Source organism: Demequina lutea, from assembly GCF_013409005.1.
In the GTDB taxonomy this organism is placed as follows: domain Bacteria; phylum Actinomycetota; class Actinomycetes; order Actinomycetales; family Demequinaceae; genus Demequina; species Demequina lutea.
Window position 1 is genome coordinate 158,898 of the sequence record NZ_JACBZO010000001.1, and the last position, 13,194, is coordinate 172,091.

15 protein-coding genes are annotated in these 13,194 nt (G+C 67.4%); 4 read left to right on the top strand and 11 right to left on the bottom strand.

All coding sequences use genetic code 11. The features are described from left to right. Window positions 1–68 precede the first annotated feature (68 nt). Window positions 69–2,375 (top strand): 5-methyltetrahydropteroyltriglutamate--homocysteine S-methyltransferase, encoded by a 2,307-nt coding sequence (gene metE, locus BKA03_RS00800; RefSeq protein ID WP_062075417.1) that lies wholly within the window; start codon window positions 69–71, stop codon window positions 2,373–2,375. Window positions 2,376–2,460: 85 nt separating this feature from the next. On the opposite strand, the gene BKA03_RS00805 is transcribed toward metE, so the two are convergent. From BKA03_RS00805 to BKA03_RS00825, 5 genes are all read right to left on the bottom strand, one after another. Beyond that, window positions 2,461–2,889, bottom strand: a complete 429-nt coding sequence (locus tag BKA03_RS00805; protein ID WP_062075416.1) for a type IV pilin protein — start codon at window positions 2,887–2,889, stop codon at window positions 2,461–2,463. Window positions 2,890–3,018: 129 nt separating this feature from the next. Next, the gene (locus BKA03_RS00810; protein WP_062075441.1) at window positions 3,019–3,546 is read right to left on the bottom strand and encodes a GNAT family N-acetyltransferase; all 528 of its coding nucleotides are present in this window, start codon (window positions 3,544–3,546) and stop codon (window positions 3,019–3,021) included. Between the two features lie 73 nt (window positions 3,547–3,619). After that, entirely contained in the window at window positions 3,620–4,945 is a 1,326-nt protein-coding gene (locus tag BKA03_RS00815) for an MFS transporter (RefSeq protein WP_062075415.1), read from the bottom strand. Window positions 4,946–5,177: 232 nt separating this feature from the next. After that, window positions 5,178–6,413, bottom strand: coding sequence for a cation:proton antiporter (locus BKA03_RS00820; protein WP_062075414.1), 1,236 nt, complete (start codon window positions 6,411–6,413; stop codon window positions 5,178–5,180). Between the two features lie 3 nt (window positions 6,414–6,416). Further along, window positions 6,417–6,896, bottom strand: coding sequence for a cation:proton antiporter regulatory subunit (locus tag BKA03_RS00825; RefSeq protein WP_062075413.1), 480 nt, complete (start codon window positions 6,894–6,896; stop codon window positions 6,417–6,419). A gap of 142 nt (window positions 6,897–7,038) precedes the next feature. Here BKA03_RS00825 and BKA03_RS00830 point away from each other — a divergent pair, with 142 nt between their 5' ends. After that, a complete protein-coding gene (locus tag BKA03_RS00830) occupies window positions 7,039–7,485 on the top strand; it encodes a hypothetical protein (RefSeq protein WP_152649569.1) in 447 nt (148 codons plus the stop codon). Between the two features lie 19 nt (window positions 7,486–7,504). Here the strand turns inward: BKA03_RS00830 and BKA03_RS00835 are convergent, their stop codons facing one another. Genes BKA03_RS00835 through BKA03_RS00855 form a run of 5 tightly spaced genes read right to left on the bottom strand, consistent with a single transcriptional unit; the run spans window position 7,505 to window position 10,979 of the window. Continuing rightward, a complete protein-coding gene (locus BKA03_RS00835) occupies window positions 7,505–7,930 on the bottom strand; it encodes a VOC family protein (protein ID WP_083971720.1) in 426 nt (141 codons plus the stop codon). Window positions 7,931–7,947: 17 nt separating this feature from the next. Then, window positions 7,948–8,550, bottom strand: a complete 603-nt coding sequence (locus BKA03_RS00840; protein ID WP_062075410.1) for a GNAT family N-acetyltransferase — start codon at window positions 8,548–8,550, stop codon at window positions 7,948–7,950. Window positions 8,551–8,603: 53 nt separating this feature from the next. Beyond that, window positions 8,604–9,677 (bottom strand): sensor histidine kinase, encoded by a 1,074-nt coding sequence (locus BKA03_RS00845; RefSeq protein WP_062075409.1) that lies wholly within the window; start codon window positions 9,675–9,677, stop codon window positions 8,604–8,606. Beyond that, entirely contained in the window at window positions 9,674–10,375 is a 702-nt protein-coding gene (locus tag BKA03_RS00850) for a response regulator (protein ID WP_062075408.1), read from the bottom strand. The genes BKA03_RS00845 and BKA03_RS00850 overlap by 4 nt, the downstream gene beginning before the upstream one ends. A 1-nt stretch (window position 10,376) precedes the next feature. Further along, on the bottom strand, window positions 10,377–10,979 hold the full coding sequence (locus BKA03_RS00855; RefSeq protein ID WP_062075407.1) for a DUF2202 domain-containing protein: 603 nt from the start codon (window positions 10,977–10,979) through the stop codon (window positions 10,377–10,379). A 160-nt stretch (window positions 10,980–11,139) separates the two neighbouring features. Here BKA03_RS00855 and BKA03_RS00860 point away from each other — a divergent pair, with 160 nt between their 5' ends. Together BKA03_RS00860 and BKA03_RS00865 are read left to right on the top strand one after the other, a co-directional pair. Then, window positions 11,140–11,676: a GNAT family N-acetyltransferase gene (locus tag BKA03_RS00860; RefSeq protein ID WP_062075406.1), complete on the top strand. Its 537-nt coding sequence runs from the start codon at window positions 11,140–11,142 to the stop codon at window positions 11,674–11,676. Between the two features lie 73 nt (window positions 11,677–11,749). Then, on the top strand, window positions 11,750–12,220 hold the full coding sequence (locus BKA03_RS00865; RefSeq protein ID WP_062075405.1) for a hypothetical protein: 471 nt from the start codon (window positions 11,750–11,752) through the stop codon (window positions 12,218–12,220). Here BKA03_RS00865 and BKA03_RS00870 read toward each other — a convergent pair. Beyond that, on the bottom strand, window positions 12,217–13,155 hold the full coding sequence (locus tag BKA03_RS00870; RefSeq protein ID WP_179397639.1) for a phosphotransferase: 939 nt from the start codon (window positions 13,153–13,155) through the stop codon (window positions 12,217–12,219). The two genes, BKA03_RS00865 and BKA03_RS00870, sit on opposite strands and share 4 nt — an antisense overlap. Between the last annotated feature and the right edge of the window lie 39 nt (window positions 13,156–13,194).

Sequence of the window (13,194 nt, forward strand, 5' to 3'; positions counted from 1 at the left end):
CCGGCGCGCGCCCCGCGTCGGCCAAGCGCAATGGCGAGCCCGCCGCGCACGCACCCTCTTGAGGAAACATGTCTGACGTCACGCCTGCCCCCTTTCCCACCGGCACCATCCTCGGCTACCCGCGCATCGGCGCGAATCGCGAGCTGAAGAAGGCCCTCGAGTCGTTCTGGAAGGGCGCCACCACCGAGGCCGACCTCGAGGCCACCGCCGCCGAGCTCCGCACGGTCACGCGGGACCGCCTCGCCGGACTGGGCCTGGGCGCCACCACGAGCGCCATCCCCAGCAACTTCTCGTTCTACGACCACATGCTCGACGCCGCCGTCACCTTCGGCGCGATCCCGAGCCGCTTCGCCGACCTGCGCGCGAACGACGGCACGGTAGACCTCGCCGCCTACTCCACGATCGCGCGCGGCGTGGGCGACAAGGCCCCCCTCGAGATGACCAAGTGGTTCGACTCCAACTACCACTACCTTGTCCCCGAGATCGGCCCCGAGACGGTGTTCGCCCTGTCGAGCGCGCGTTGGGTCGACGAGTTCCTCGAGGCGAAGGCCGCGGGCTTCGTGACCCGCCCCGTCATCACCGGCCCGCTGACGTTCCTGTACCTGGCCAAGGCGTCTGACGAGGCGAAGGCGGGCTTCGCGCCCATCTCCCGTCTCGACGACCTGCTTCCCATCTACGCCGAGCTCCTGGCCGCGTTCAAGGCCGCAGGCGCCGAGTGGGTGCAGATCGACGAGCCGATCCTGGTTGCCGACACCGACACCGATCGCACCGAGGTCCTCGCCAACGCGGCGCGCGTCTACCAGTGGCTCGGCGAGCAGACCGCCCGCCCGCAGCTGCTGGTTGCGGCCCCGATGGGTTCGCTCGGCGACGCGCTTCCCGTGCTCGCGGCCACTCCGGTCGAGGCCATCGGCATCGACTTGGTGCGCGGCGCCGTCCCCGTGGGCGTTCACCTCACCGGCAAGGTCATCGCCGCGGGAGTGGTCGACGGCCATAACATCTGGCGCACCGACCTCGACGCCGCGCTCGCGACGCTCAAGGCCGTCGAGGCGCTCGGCGCCACGGTCGCCGTGTCCACCTCCACCTCGCTGTTCCACGTGCCCCACACCCTCAAGGGCGAGGATCACCTGGGCGCCGAGCTCATCAGTTGGCTCGCCTTCGCCGACGAAAAGGTCGCCGAGATCGTCGCGCTCGCGACCGCGTACACGGAGGGTGAGGCCGCAGCGGCCGACGCGCTGGCCGCCGCCCGCACCGCACTCGCCTCACGCAAGGCACACCCAGGCACCAACCGCGCCGACGTGCGCGACGCCCTCGCGGCCGTCACGCCTGCCGACCTTGAGCGCTCGGCTTACGCCGATCGCGTGGCCGCGCAGGAGGCCCGTTTCCACCTTCCCGAACTCGCGACCACGACCATCGGTTCCTTCCCCCAGACTCCCGAGATCCGCAAGGCTCGCGCCGCGTGGGCCAAGGGCGAACTGAGCGACGCCGACTACGAGACCGCGATGAAGGCCGAGATCGCCTCCGTCGTCAAACTCCAGGAGGACCTGGGCCTCGACGTCCTGGTCCACGGCGAGGCCGAGCGCAACGACATGGTCCAGTACTTCGCGGAGCTGCTCGACGGCTTCGACGTGACCGTCAACGGCTGGGTGCAGTCCTACGGCTCGCGCTGCACGCGCCCGTCGATCCTGTGGGGCGACGTCGCTCGCCCGCTGCCGATGACGGTGCGCTGGGCGCAGTACGCGCAGTCGCTGTCGGACAAGCCCGTCAAGGGCATGCTCACCGGTCCCGTCACGATCCTCGCGTGGTCGTTCGTTCGCGACGACCAGCCGCTCGGCGTGACCGCCAACCAGGTTGCCCTCGCCCTCCGCCAGGAGATCGCCGACCTCGAGGCTGCCGGCATCGGCATCATCCAGGTGGACGAGCCCGCCCTGCGCGAGCTGCTTCCCCTGCGCAACGCCGACAAGGCCGCTTACCTCGGCTGGTCGGTCAACTCCTTCAAGCTCGCCACCTCCGGCGCCAAGGACGACACCCAGGTGCACACGCACCTGTGCTACTCGGAGTTCGGCGAGATCATCGACGCGATCGACGGCCTCGATGCCGACGTCACGTCGATCGAGGCGGCCCGTTCACGCATGGAGGTGCTTCCCGCGATCAAGGCTCACGGCTACGAGCGCCAGATCGGCCCAGGCGTGTGGGACATCCACAGCCCCCGCGTTCCCTCGACCGAGGAGATCACGGAGTTGCTCACGCTCGCCAAGGACTCGGTGTCGGGTCAGCAGCTGTGGGTCAACCCCGATTGCGGGCTGAAGACCCGCGGGTACGCGGAGACCATTGAGAGCCTCGAGCACCTCATCGCGGCCACGAAGGCAGTGCGCTAAGACTCAAGCACAACGCCGAAGGGCGCCGACGCTTCCCACGGGGGCTTCGGCGCCCTTCTTGCGTGTGGCGCGAACGGTATTCAGGTCAGGCGCACTGACCCTCTGCCACCTTGTCGTCCGTCGCGTCTTTTGTCGCCGAGTACTTGTAGCCCTTGATCTTGGCGCGGTTGCCGTGGGGCTGCTTGTCGTCGATACACCAGGCATCGGTGGTTCCCGTGAGGGCTCCAAGAATCACACCCGAGCCGAGCGTCACGGATGTGCCGTCATTTAAGGTCACGATCGAACCGGTGACGGTGACGGTGGGCAGCTCTTGGTTCGCCTTGGTGTAGTCGACGATTGCGGTGGCTACGGCATCAAGGCTGGCCTTAGCCGCGGCGTCGTGACCCTTCTTCCGTTGGTCGAGAAACAGGGGTATGGCGATGCCTGCCAGCAGACCAATGATGAGGGTGACCGCCAGCAACTCCCTGAGCGGGTAACCATCAAGTAGCTGCCGTCGTGTGTGGCCGGAGTCCATCGGGGTTCTCTTTCGGTGCCGTACCCGCGAGGGGTAGAAGGGGGCGCTCCGGGTCGAGGCGCTGCGCCCATTGTGTCCGTGGTCGTGAGCGGATCGCAAATGAGTCTTGCTCCTACCGCGCGCGGGAGCTTAGTCGAGCGTCGCCTGCCAGTAGCCGACGTCGATCCAACGATCGAACTTGCGCCCGACCTCGGGGAACGTCCCCACGTGCTTCATGCCAAACCTCTCGTGGAGCGCGACAGACGCGTCGTTGGGGAGGGCGATGACGCCCATCAGCGCGTGGACGGGGGCATGCGGACTGTGTCCCTGGTCGAGATCGGCGAGCCGCGCGAACAGTTCCGCGAAGAGGGCCGTGCCGAGTCCGCTGCCGCGCGCAGCGAGGTCGAGGTAGACGGATGTCTCCAGGGTGTGCGCGTAGGCGGCGCGTTCCCTAAACGGCCCGGCATAGGCGAAGCCCCTGACGGCGCCATCGCGCTCGGCCACCAACCATGGGAGTCCGGCCGCTTGGATCTTGGTGACCCTGGCGGACATCTCGGCATCGCCGAGCTCTTCGACCTCAAAGGTGATGACGGTCTCGCGGATGTAGTGGTTGTAGATGCGCGCGAGAGCCGCGCCATCGTCTTGCCTCGCGTCGCGCATCTCGAAGCGGGCGGTCATCGAGGACACTGAGGAGCTGGGTGCGCGGTCATGCACCGATCATTCCAGAATGCGGCGTCGGCGCGCGACGGAGTTAGTGCGCTACGGCGACCTCGCGGACGACCTCTTCGTCGTAGGCGCGCGTGCGGCGCAGGTATCTCCACGCGGCGAGCATGATGGCGAGGCCGGCGACACCGGCCACGGTCGTCACCGCAAAGCCATCGGCGGCACCGCCGCGGTCGATGAGCAGCCCCGCGAGCCACGCGCCCGCCGCGACACCCATGTCGAGTCCCACGCGCGTCCACGCCATGCCCTCGGTGACCCTCGATCGAGGCACGAGCGCGTGCACCACGCCGTCGCCGACGGCCATGGTGGGTGCGATGACGAGCCCCGTCGCGAACATGAGGGCGGCGAGCACCACCAGGTTGGGCGCCAGGTGGAAGAGTGCGGCGCCGATGCCGGCGGCGGACACTCCCCACAGCAGGCGCGAGGCGAGCGAGCCCGTCCACACTCGGGCGCCGTACACGAGCCCGCCGATGAGCGAACCGAGGGCAAAGACCGCGAGCACCACGCCTGACCACCTCTTGTGGCCGAGCTCGTCCGCGAACGCGACCGTCGAGGCGTCCACCGATGCGAAGAGGGCGCCCTGCGTCGCAAAGACGATGGTGGTGATGACCAGGGCGGGAGTCGTGACGAGGAGGTGGCCCCTGAAGGGGTTCCTGTACCGGCGCGGCCTGGCCGGAGGAAGGTCACTGATTCCGACACGGTGAAGCGAACCGTCGATCACGGGCGCCATCGTGAGCGGGACGGTGCCGGCATCGGCCCTGCGTGCGGGCGGTTCGGTGGCGCGCAAGGACAGGAACACGTAACCGCCCACCAAGAGCGTTGCGGCCGCGATGATGCTCGGCAGCCACGACACCACCATGGTCGCGAGGATCGTGGCGAGGGCCGGCCCGGCGATGTAGAGCACCTCCTCGAGAGAGCTTTCGAGGGAGAACGCGGTGTTGAGTGCGTGCTTGTCGGGGACGATGTGGGACCACCGTGCGCGCGACAGGGTCGATTGCGATCCCGTGGCCGCAAAGAACGGCGCCACACAGAAGAGGACCCACGCGGGGGCGTGCGCCATCGCGGCGACGACGAGCCCCACGCGGGCCGCGATCGCGATCGCGAACGCGGGCTGCAGCACGCGCGACTGGCCGTACGCATCGACCAGCCGACTGATGAACGGCGCCACCAGGGCGTTGCCGATGGACGCGACACCAAGGACGGCCCCCGCGGTCGCGTAGGAGCCGTACTCGATCTGGATCAGCAGGAAGGTGGCGAGGCCGGTCATGCCCATTTGCGTGCGGGCGAGGAGGCCCCACCAGAAGAATGGGGCCGCCCCTGGAAGGGCGAGGATCTCGCGATAGCGCGCAAACACGGAACAGACTCCTATGGAGAACAACGCGGAACGCCCCGGAGCGTCCGCGTCACACCAACCGCGCGATGTGACAGGCGCATCGCCGAGCACATCGCGCGGGTGGTGCGGTGGCCGCTCCAAGCGACGCCCAATACTCGCACATGGCGCTTGCGCCGCATCGATGGCGTTTCGAGCGGTCGCTGCCGATGTTTCGGACCTGCGGGGCCCTTGCGCTTGGCCAGTTCTGCCAGCGCTAGGGGGCGCCTAGCGGCTGCTGCTTGGGCTTGCCGGCGATGATGCGCGGAACGGGAATCCGGTCGGCGAATCGCATCAGGACCGAACCCGCGAGAGCCAGCATGAGGACATACGCCGCCGCCAAGGGGCCGAGCATGCTCTGGGCCCCTGCCGCGACGCCCAGGCCGGCAATGACGATCGAGAACTCGCCGCGCGCAATGAGCGACAGCCCGGTGCGCCAACGGCCCTTCGGTCCAATTCCCGCGCGAGCCGCCGCCCACGCCCCGGTAGCGATCTTGGTCACCGCGGTGACGACCGCCAGGATGAGCGCGGGCACCAGCACGGGCACCAGGTCACGTGGGTCGATCGAGAGGCCGAAGAACACGAAGAAGATTCCGCCGAAGACGTCGCGCAGCGGTGGCAGGAGCGAGCGCATCTCGTCCGCCACCTGACCCGAGAGGGTGAGTCCCAAGAGGAACGCGCCGACGGCGGCCGAGACCTGGGCGGCCTCGGCCAGGCCCGCGACCAGGAACGCCAGTCCAAGCACCGAGAGCAACAGGAGCTCGCGCGAGTGTGAGTGAACCACCCGTGACACCTGGATCGAGTAGCGCAGCGAAATGAAGAAGGCGACCGCGACGATGCCGATGGCTGCGCCGGCGGCGACGGCTCCCTGAGCGATGCTTGCCCCAACCAGCACCACGGCCACGATCGGCAGGAAGATCGCCATCGCGATGTCCTCCATGACGAGGAGGCTCAGGATCACGGGGGTCTCACGGTTGGCGTAGCGATCGAAGTCGTCGAGCAGGCGCGCGATGATTCCCGACGATGAGATGTAGGTGACGCCGCCGAGGAGCATCGAGGCGGCGGGCGACCAACCCAAGATGAGGCCCATGGCGACGCCGGGCGCGGTATTTGCGACGATGTCGAGCAGGCCCGCCTGCCACGTCATGCGCACGCCGTTCTTGAGGTCGATGGGCGAGTACTCGAGCCCCAACAGCAACAGCAGCAGGACGACGCCGATCTGAGCGCCAACCGAGAGGAACTCCTCCCCAGCATCGACCTGGAAGATGCCGCCCTTGCCCATGATGAGGCCGGCGAGGAGGTAGAGAGGCACAGAGGGGATGCCGATGCGCGCCGCCAGTCGGCCAAGACCGGCGAGCACCAGGAAGATCACGCCCAGTTCGATGAGCACGATGGCGGCCTGGTGCGGCGCGGCGGCAGCGACCGCGAGCGGTACACCTCCGAGGAAGGCCATGTCCTAGCCGATCAGGATGGTGCGAGCCTTGCCCACTGCGTCGTCGCTCCCCATGACTAGGACCGTGTCGCCCGCCTCGAGAGCGAACTCGGGCCCGGGGCCGGGGATTCCCGAGTCGTGGCGAATGATCGCCACGACGGACGCCGAGGTGACGGTCCTGATGTGGCCGTCGCCGATCGTTCTGCCGGTGAGCCCGCCGGACTGAGGCATCGTGACCCATTCGATCGCGAGACCCTCGACCATGTGCCTGAGCGACTCGAGCCGCGCGGTGATGTTGGTGCCACCCAAGAGCTCAGCCAGCTTGCTCGAATCGCCCTCGGACAGCTCCATGGTTCCCTTGCACGAGTCCGGGTCTTGGCGGTCGTAGAGCGCGACGTCGCGTTTGCCGTCGCGTCGCACCACAACGCCAACGTGATCGCCCGATTCGGACGTGAATTCGTAGCGCACTCCGATGCCCGGCAGCGGGGTCTCGTAGATCTCCATGGCCCTACTGTCCCATGCGCGTCAACCATCCGCGCGGGCCGTTGCGTCCGTCGGCGCGAGGGTCCGGTCGGAGGAGTCGCCGCGGTACCCGTCAGCACGCGCTCAGCGTCGGCAGACAGGCCCCGGCGGTAGCATCGGCTCCATGAGCTTCTTGAGTCGCATGATGGGGCTTCCCGACGAGTCGGCCCCGCCACGCAACGCTGCGGCCGGGCGCCCGCGGGCTGAGTTCAACCTCGGGCTGCTGCCGGAGCCCGATGGGCGGGTCCTCGGGGAAGTCCAGCGCAAACAGATGATCGCGGCCATCAAGGCTTACTGTGAGCAGAGCGGGGCGGGGCTCGCCGAAGCGAAGCAAGTGGTCGATGCCATCGCGCGAGGCGACCGACTGGTGAGCGGCACCGCGCAAGCGGAGAGCAGCCGCGCACGGCCCGAGGCGTCACCGGGCGCGGACCCTCAGGCGCATCTCGACCAGCTCGTGATGGAGGGCCAGTTGATCGCGGCGATCAAGTTCTACCGCGACATCTATGGCACGAGGTTCGCGGAGGCCAAACGAGCCGTCGAGGCGCGGCGAGACCAGTTGATGCGCGGCTAAGCGCCGGCAATACGAAGGGCTAGACGCCCCTCAGGATGGTGCGGCCATCCTCCGTGATTTCCAGCACGTCATTGACGGCAAACTCGATGAGGTTTCCCCACGGGTCCCGCACGTAGCTTGAATAGCCACCCCAGTACGCCATCCCTGGCTGCTTGACCACGGCGCCGCCCGCGGCGGCCCACTTCGTGGCGGCGGCATCGACCTCGGGAGGCCGTGAGAAGTTGATGGCAAACGAGGTGTAGCCCGGCGGATCGAAGTCGAGGCCCTCGGCCTCCCATGAGCGTCGTGACCACAGCGCGGCGACAAATCCGTTCATCTGCACGAACGCGATATCGTCGCCGAAGCGCATCTGGATCTCCCAGCCCGCGGCCCGCTCATAGAAATCAATGGCGTCGGAGAGGTCGTCGACGGGAAGCGTCATGAGAGACATTCTTTGCGTGCTCATGGGACGAGTATGGGGGTCTAGTGGGGTTGGCCGCTAGCCGAGAGCACGTCGGCCCGTGATCGGGCCTCGGCGCGTCGGGCCTGCCACTCGCGGCGCAGCAAGCCAAAACGGGCATCGTCCGTGACCGTTTCCCCTTGCCAAAATGACTCAATCATGGTGCCCTCGTGGCGAAAGCCGAGGTGCTCAAGCACGCGGCGAGAGGCCGCATTGCGCGGGTCGATCGAGGCCGCGCAACGGTGCAGATTCCATACGGTGAACGCATAGTTGAGCACCGCGGTCGACGCCTCGGTCGCATAGCCCTGGCCGCGTGCCCAGATGTGCAGCGTGTAGCCGATCTCGCCGTTGTGGCCTTGTTCGTCGAGGTGCAGCGCCACATCGCCGACGATGACACCGTCCTGGTGCCGGACGCAAGCGAATTGCGACCACCCACCGGGGGCGGGTCCTCCGCGGGCGATCATGTCATCGATCAGCGCGACGGCGCGCTCAAGCGGATAGGGCACCTCCCACCCCTGCAAGTGCGCGGTCTCCGGGTCCGAACGCCGTGACGCGAGGTCGTCGGCGTCCGCGAGAGTCATCGGCCGTACCGTGAGGCGAGCCGTGCGCAGGATCGGATCTGGCATAACTTCATGCTATTTCGAGTCAGCGCAATGCCCGAGAGGCGGCCGGGCGTGCCCTAATCGCCGCGAGGCAACCTCATGGTGAACGTCGCCCCATGGCCGAGACCCTTCGACGCGGCCGTCAGGGTCCCTCCGTGCGCTTGCACCAGGGAGCGCGCGATGGTCAGCCCGATGCCGCGACCTCCAGGGGTGGACGCATCGGGGACCCGGTAGAAGCGCTCGAAGATGCGGTCGAGTTCCTCGGGCGCAATGCCGGGGCCCGAGTCGGCGACCGACACCCACGACGTCGTCGCGTCGCTTCCCGACGTGACCGTGACCTTCCCGCCTTGACCCGTGTGGCCGAGCGCGTTGCCGACGAGGTTGACGAGGACCTGCGCGAGCCGTTGCGGGTCTCCCACGGTGGGTCCGGGACCGCCCTCCACGGCGAGCGCGACGCCCGCGTGTTCGAACTGAGTGCGCATTCTTGCGGCGACGTCGGCGGCAACGTTTGCGACGTCGATCGGCGACGCGTGGAGGCTGAGGCTGTGCTCCTCTGCCCGGGACAAGGTCGACAGGTCCTCCGCGAGGCGTTGGAGCCGGGAGGCCTCGTCGGCGACGCGCGCGTAGACCTCGGGACCCGGCTCGACCACTTCGTCAAGCAACGCCTCCATCGACCCTTTAATGGTGGTGAGGGGTGTCCTCATCTCATGAGCGACCTCGTCGATGAGGTGCGACCTGCGCGCCTCGGTCTCCGCCAGGCGGTGCGCGAGCGCGTCGATGTCGTGAGCGACGGCCGCGAGTTCGGAGTCCTTGGGCGTGGGGACGCGCTGCGCGTAGTCGCCATCGGCGATGCGGCGAGACGCCTCTTGGATCGAGGACAGCGGCCCCATGATCGACCTGGTGACGAGTATCGCGGCAACCCCCGCCGCGATCACGGCGGCAAGGCCGCCAACGATCAGGACGCTCGGCAAGATGGAGGCGACTGCATCGCTGGTGGTGTCTGGGCGCATGCCCATTCCGCCGTTCATCCGGCGTTGGCGACTGAGGAGGGTGTCGCCGACGATCATCCCGATGCCCACGAGGACGGCCACTCCCACGAGGGCGACCGCAAGGTGGGACACGAGCAGCCTGCGACGCAGGGTCGATGTCATTGCTGGACCCCAATGAATTTGTAGCCCACTCCGCGCACCGTCGCGATGAAGCGAGGATCGTCGGCCGCATCGAAAATAGCGGATCGAAGTTTGCGGATGTGGACGTCGACGATGCGTTCGTCTCCGTAGAAGTCCCAGCCCCACACCCGCTCGATGAGTTGCCTCCTCGTGAATACTCGCCCCGGCGCGGACGTCAGGGCATCGAGAAGGTCGAATTCGAGGGCGGTGAGCATGACCGTCGCGCCGTCGGCGAAGATCTCGTGGCGAGTCGTGTCGAGCGACAGTCCCACGAACTCTCGTCGATCGTCTGCGGGAGCGATGCCCCCTCGTCTGCGAAGAAGAGTGCGGACCCTCGCCACGACCTCGCGCGGGCTGAACGGCTTGGAGACGTAGTCGTCCGCTCCCACCTCGAGGCCGATCAGGGTGTCCGACTCCTCGGAGCGTGCGGTAAGCATCAACACGTACACGTCGGAGGTTTTGCGGATGCGCCTGAGCGTCTCGAATCCGTCGATCCCTGGCAAGCGCACATCCAGGATGATCAGGTCGGGTACCCGGCGTGCGAGCGCGTCGAGGGCCTGCTCGCCGGATACCGCCTCTTCGACATCGAAGCCGTCGCGGTGGAGATAGTCGGTGAGCAGTTGGCGGATGTTTGCCTCGTCATCTACAACAAGGATGCTCCTGGCGCTCACGTCCTCCATCCTATTGACCGATGATTCGCGCCACGTCGGCGGAGGTCAGAACCTGGGCGTCGTAACTGATGCCCTGGCGGTCGAGGTTGGTCGTGAAGGCCCGCAGGTGGTTGTCGCTCCCGGCCTCGAGCTGACCGAAGGCCTGGTCGATCGCGGCATTGGTGCTCTCCCGGTCGCGGAGGTCGGCGATGTCCGTCTCCTCGACGAGCGCGCCAACCTCGAGGGCGTCGGTGCTCGACGTGAGGCCCTTCGTCAGTAGCGAGTCGTAAAGACCCTGAAGGGCGGGGTCGGCGAATTCGCCCGTGCCCATGCCCGCTGTGGGGTCATCGACGCCATATGCGGTCAAAAGCGACCTGATGGCATCCGCGTGTTGCGTCTCTGCGCCGGAGATGTTGACGAAGACGCGCAGGTCCCAAGCGTCGCCGAGTTCCACGTAGAGGTCGTGAGCGAGCTTCTCTTCCTCAACCATGTAGGTCAGGCTTGCGGTTTCTTCGGCGGGCAGAGCGGATCCCGGGGCGTTGCCGCCGGCAGAGACTGCGTAGGCGACTCCAGCTGGAACTGCGAAGAGGGCTGCACCGCCAAGAGCGATGCCCGCAATAAAGCGCTTCCTCATGATGAACTCCGTAGTAAGTGAATGCTCCAAGTGCACCAGCGGCGTATGAAGCCACCGGGTGCGCGATGGTGAAGATTCCGTGAAGCGCGACGCGGCGGTCGGGTGCGGATGCCGACAAAAGTGAGACAGGGCAGCACGGGACGACACCTAGGCTGTCCCCATGTGGATGGATATCCGCCTTGCGACAGGCGAGGATGCGCATCGTGTGGCGTCGTTCTTGACCGAGCTCCACGAGACGCGACACGGGATCGGTTCCGCGGGTTCGCTCGAAATACCTCAGCGCCTTGTTGCCGGGCTCCTCGCAGATGACGAAGCGCTCACGGTTTTCATTTCTGAGAGTACGGGTGCCCTTCAAGGGGTGGCTGCCGTTCGGCATGCCATCACCGACGGGGCCTGCGAGCTGTTTGCCATTCAGGCCAACGACAGTGTGCGAGGCCGAGGGGTCGCTCAGACCCTTTTGAGGCACCTGGTCGAGAACTGTGCGTCGCGTGGCGGCGACATGCTGACGACTTCGGTTCCCTCTTCGGACGTGCGCGCGCGCGGTTTCTTGAGGCGCGACGGCTTTATCGCGGCGGCGGACGAACTCGCGACGGCGTCGCCCGTGGACGATGCGGTCATCATGTACGCGCTCGACGTCGAGGCGGCGCTCGCGCGAGTCACGAGGCCGGGCGAACATGCGGGCCCGACCGACTCCTAGCGGCCGGGCGCTCTGTAGCAGGCACAGGACCGTCGGTCGTGCGCGAGAGCGCGGCGCCACGTAGCGTGGAGCCATGAACAGTTCCTCGCCCCCGTTTTCGGCAGAGCAAATCCGCATGGGCACCCCCGACGGTCATACCCTCGACATCGTCACCACCCGCGAGGGCGAGGTGGTCGACAGGCGTCGGACCATCTACTTCGACCCGGACGAGACCTCGGTGTCGATGCGCCTGGCTCCGCTGAGTGACGCCGGTGTGCTGGACGCGGAGGCGATGGAGGCGCGCACCACATGGGCGGACCTGCGTGATCACGCGGTCTATCCCGAGGAAACCACCACGGTGACCGAGGAGACCATCGACACCCCGTTGGGGAGCCTCGCCTGCACGCGCTACGACGTGGCGAGTGGGGAGACGACCTTGGCGTATTGGTTTGCCGCTACACACCCGGGGATGCCCGTGCGTTCCGCGACCCTCAGCGACGGGGTTGAGGTCGAGGTGACGACCGTCGTCGCGATTTCGAGGACCGTGGCAGAAGGAAAGAGCTAGGAGAGGACGACTCCGGCATCGGCCACGCCCCACGCTGCCAGTGCCTTCCAACCTGCTGCGGAGTGGCCGTCCTCATCGATCCCCGCCAGCAGGGTCGCATAGGCCACGCCCTCCGCCCGAATTCTCGCGACCGTGGCCGCCGACAGCGACCCTTGGAACGTTGCCCCGCCTGCCCCGCCTCCCGCGTCTGCGTAAGAGCGGGCGAGGTCATCGAAGAGCTCGTCGCCCACCAGCGTGAGGGCCTGGCCCAAGTCGGCGGCGGGGTCGCCGGCGGCGGCGTCGCCCCAGTCCAACAGTCCGCTGAGGCGTCCCCCTGTGGTGATGACGTTTCGCCCATGAATGTCGAGGTGCGCCCAGGTCACCGGGCCCGGCTCCCGGAGAGCCCCGTCCCGAAAGATCGCGCGCGCCACCTCGGGGTGCACCGCGTCGCCGAAGCGCGCCACCAGGACCTCCAGCTGAAGGTCCAGCCGCTCCGCCCTTGATGTCAATGGAATCGATCGGTAGGGGTTGCGTGGCGCGTCGCGTGGCGCGGCCACGTGCACCTGAGCGAGCGCTTGTCCCAGGTCTCGCGCACCATCGGCGCTCAGCGGGGCGTCGTATGCGACCGTTCCTTGGAGCCATGTCACCACGGACCATCGCCACGGGTAGTCGGCTTCGGGCTCGCCGATCCGTACCGGTCGCGGTATGGGGAACGTCCACTCGGCACTGATTTTGGGCAACCACTCGAATTCGGTGACGACGAGCGTCGCGCCCAGTTTGCGTCGCGGAAGACGCACGGCGAGGTCGTCTCCGAGCCGAATGGTGACGTTGTCCCAGCCCTCGTGGCGCGAGCCGAGTGGCAGCCCCGCCAGGTCGGGAAACTGAGAGTGAAGCAATGCCGCGACCAGGGCGTCGTCGATCGGCACTTCGGCAGGAGGCGTGGCGTCGCTGATCACCCTGCCCACTCTATGGTTGTGCGCCGCGGTCGAGGGCTG

Bases quoted from the DNA above. Each gene is read 5' to 3' on its own strand.
- BKA03_RS00825 (WP_062075413.1), bottom strand. From the start codon at position 6,896: ATGGAGATCTACGAGACCCCGCTGCCGGGCATCGGAGTGCGCTACGAA.
- BKA03_RS00820 (WP_062075414.1), bottom strand. From the start codon at position 6,413: ATGGCCTTCCTCGGAGGTGTACCGCTCGCGGTCGCTGCCGCCGCGCCG.
- BKA03_RS00845 (WP_062075409.1), bottom strand. From the start codon at position 9,677: ATGACATCGACCCTGCGTCGCAGGCTGCTCGTGTCCCACCTTGCGGTC.
- BKA03_RS00835 (WP_083971720.1), bottom strand. From the start codon at position 7,930: ATGAGCACGCAAAGAATGTCTCTCATGACGCTTCCCGTCGACGACCTC.
- BKA03_RS00810 (WP_062075441.1), bottom strand. From the start codon at position 3,546: ATGACCGCCCGCTTCGAGATGCGCGACGCGAGGCAAGACGATGGCGCG.
- metE (WP_062075417.1), top strand. From the start codon at position 69: ATGTCTGACGTCACGCCTGCCCCCTTTCCCACCGGCACCATCCTCGGC.
- BKA03_RS00805 (WP_062075416.1), bottom strand. From the start codon at position 2,889: ATGGACTCCGGCCACACACGACGGCAGCTACTTGATGGTTACCCGCTC.
- BKA03_RS00865 (WP_062075405.1), top strand. From the start codon at position 11,750: ATGAACAGTTCCTCGCCCCCGTTTTCGGCAGAGCAAATCCGCATGGGC.
- BKA03_RS00855 (WP_062075407.1), bottom strand. From the start codon at position 10,979: ATGAGGAAGCGCTTTATTGCGGGCATCGCTCTTGGCGGTGCAGCCCTC.
- BKA03_RS00840 (WP_062075410.1), bottom strand. From the start codon at position 8,550: ATGCCAGATCCGATCCTGCGCACGGCTCGCCTCACGGTACGGCCGATG.
- BKA03_RS00850 (WP_062075408.1), bottom strand. From the start codon at position 10,375: ATGGAGGACGTGAGCGCCAGGAGCATCCTTGTTGTAGATGACGAGGCA.
- BKA03_RS00860 (WP_062075406.1), top strand. From the start codon at position 11,140: ATGTGGATGGATATCCGCCTTGCGACAGGCGAGGATGCGCATCGTGTG.
- BKA03_RS00830 (WP_152649569.1), top strand. From the start codon at position 7,039: ATGAGCTTCTTGAGTCGCATGATGGGGCTTCCCGACGAGTCGGCCCCG.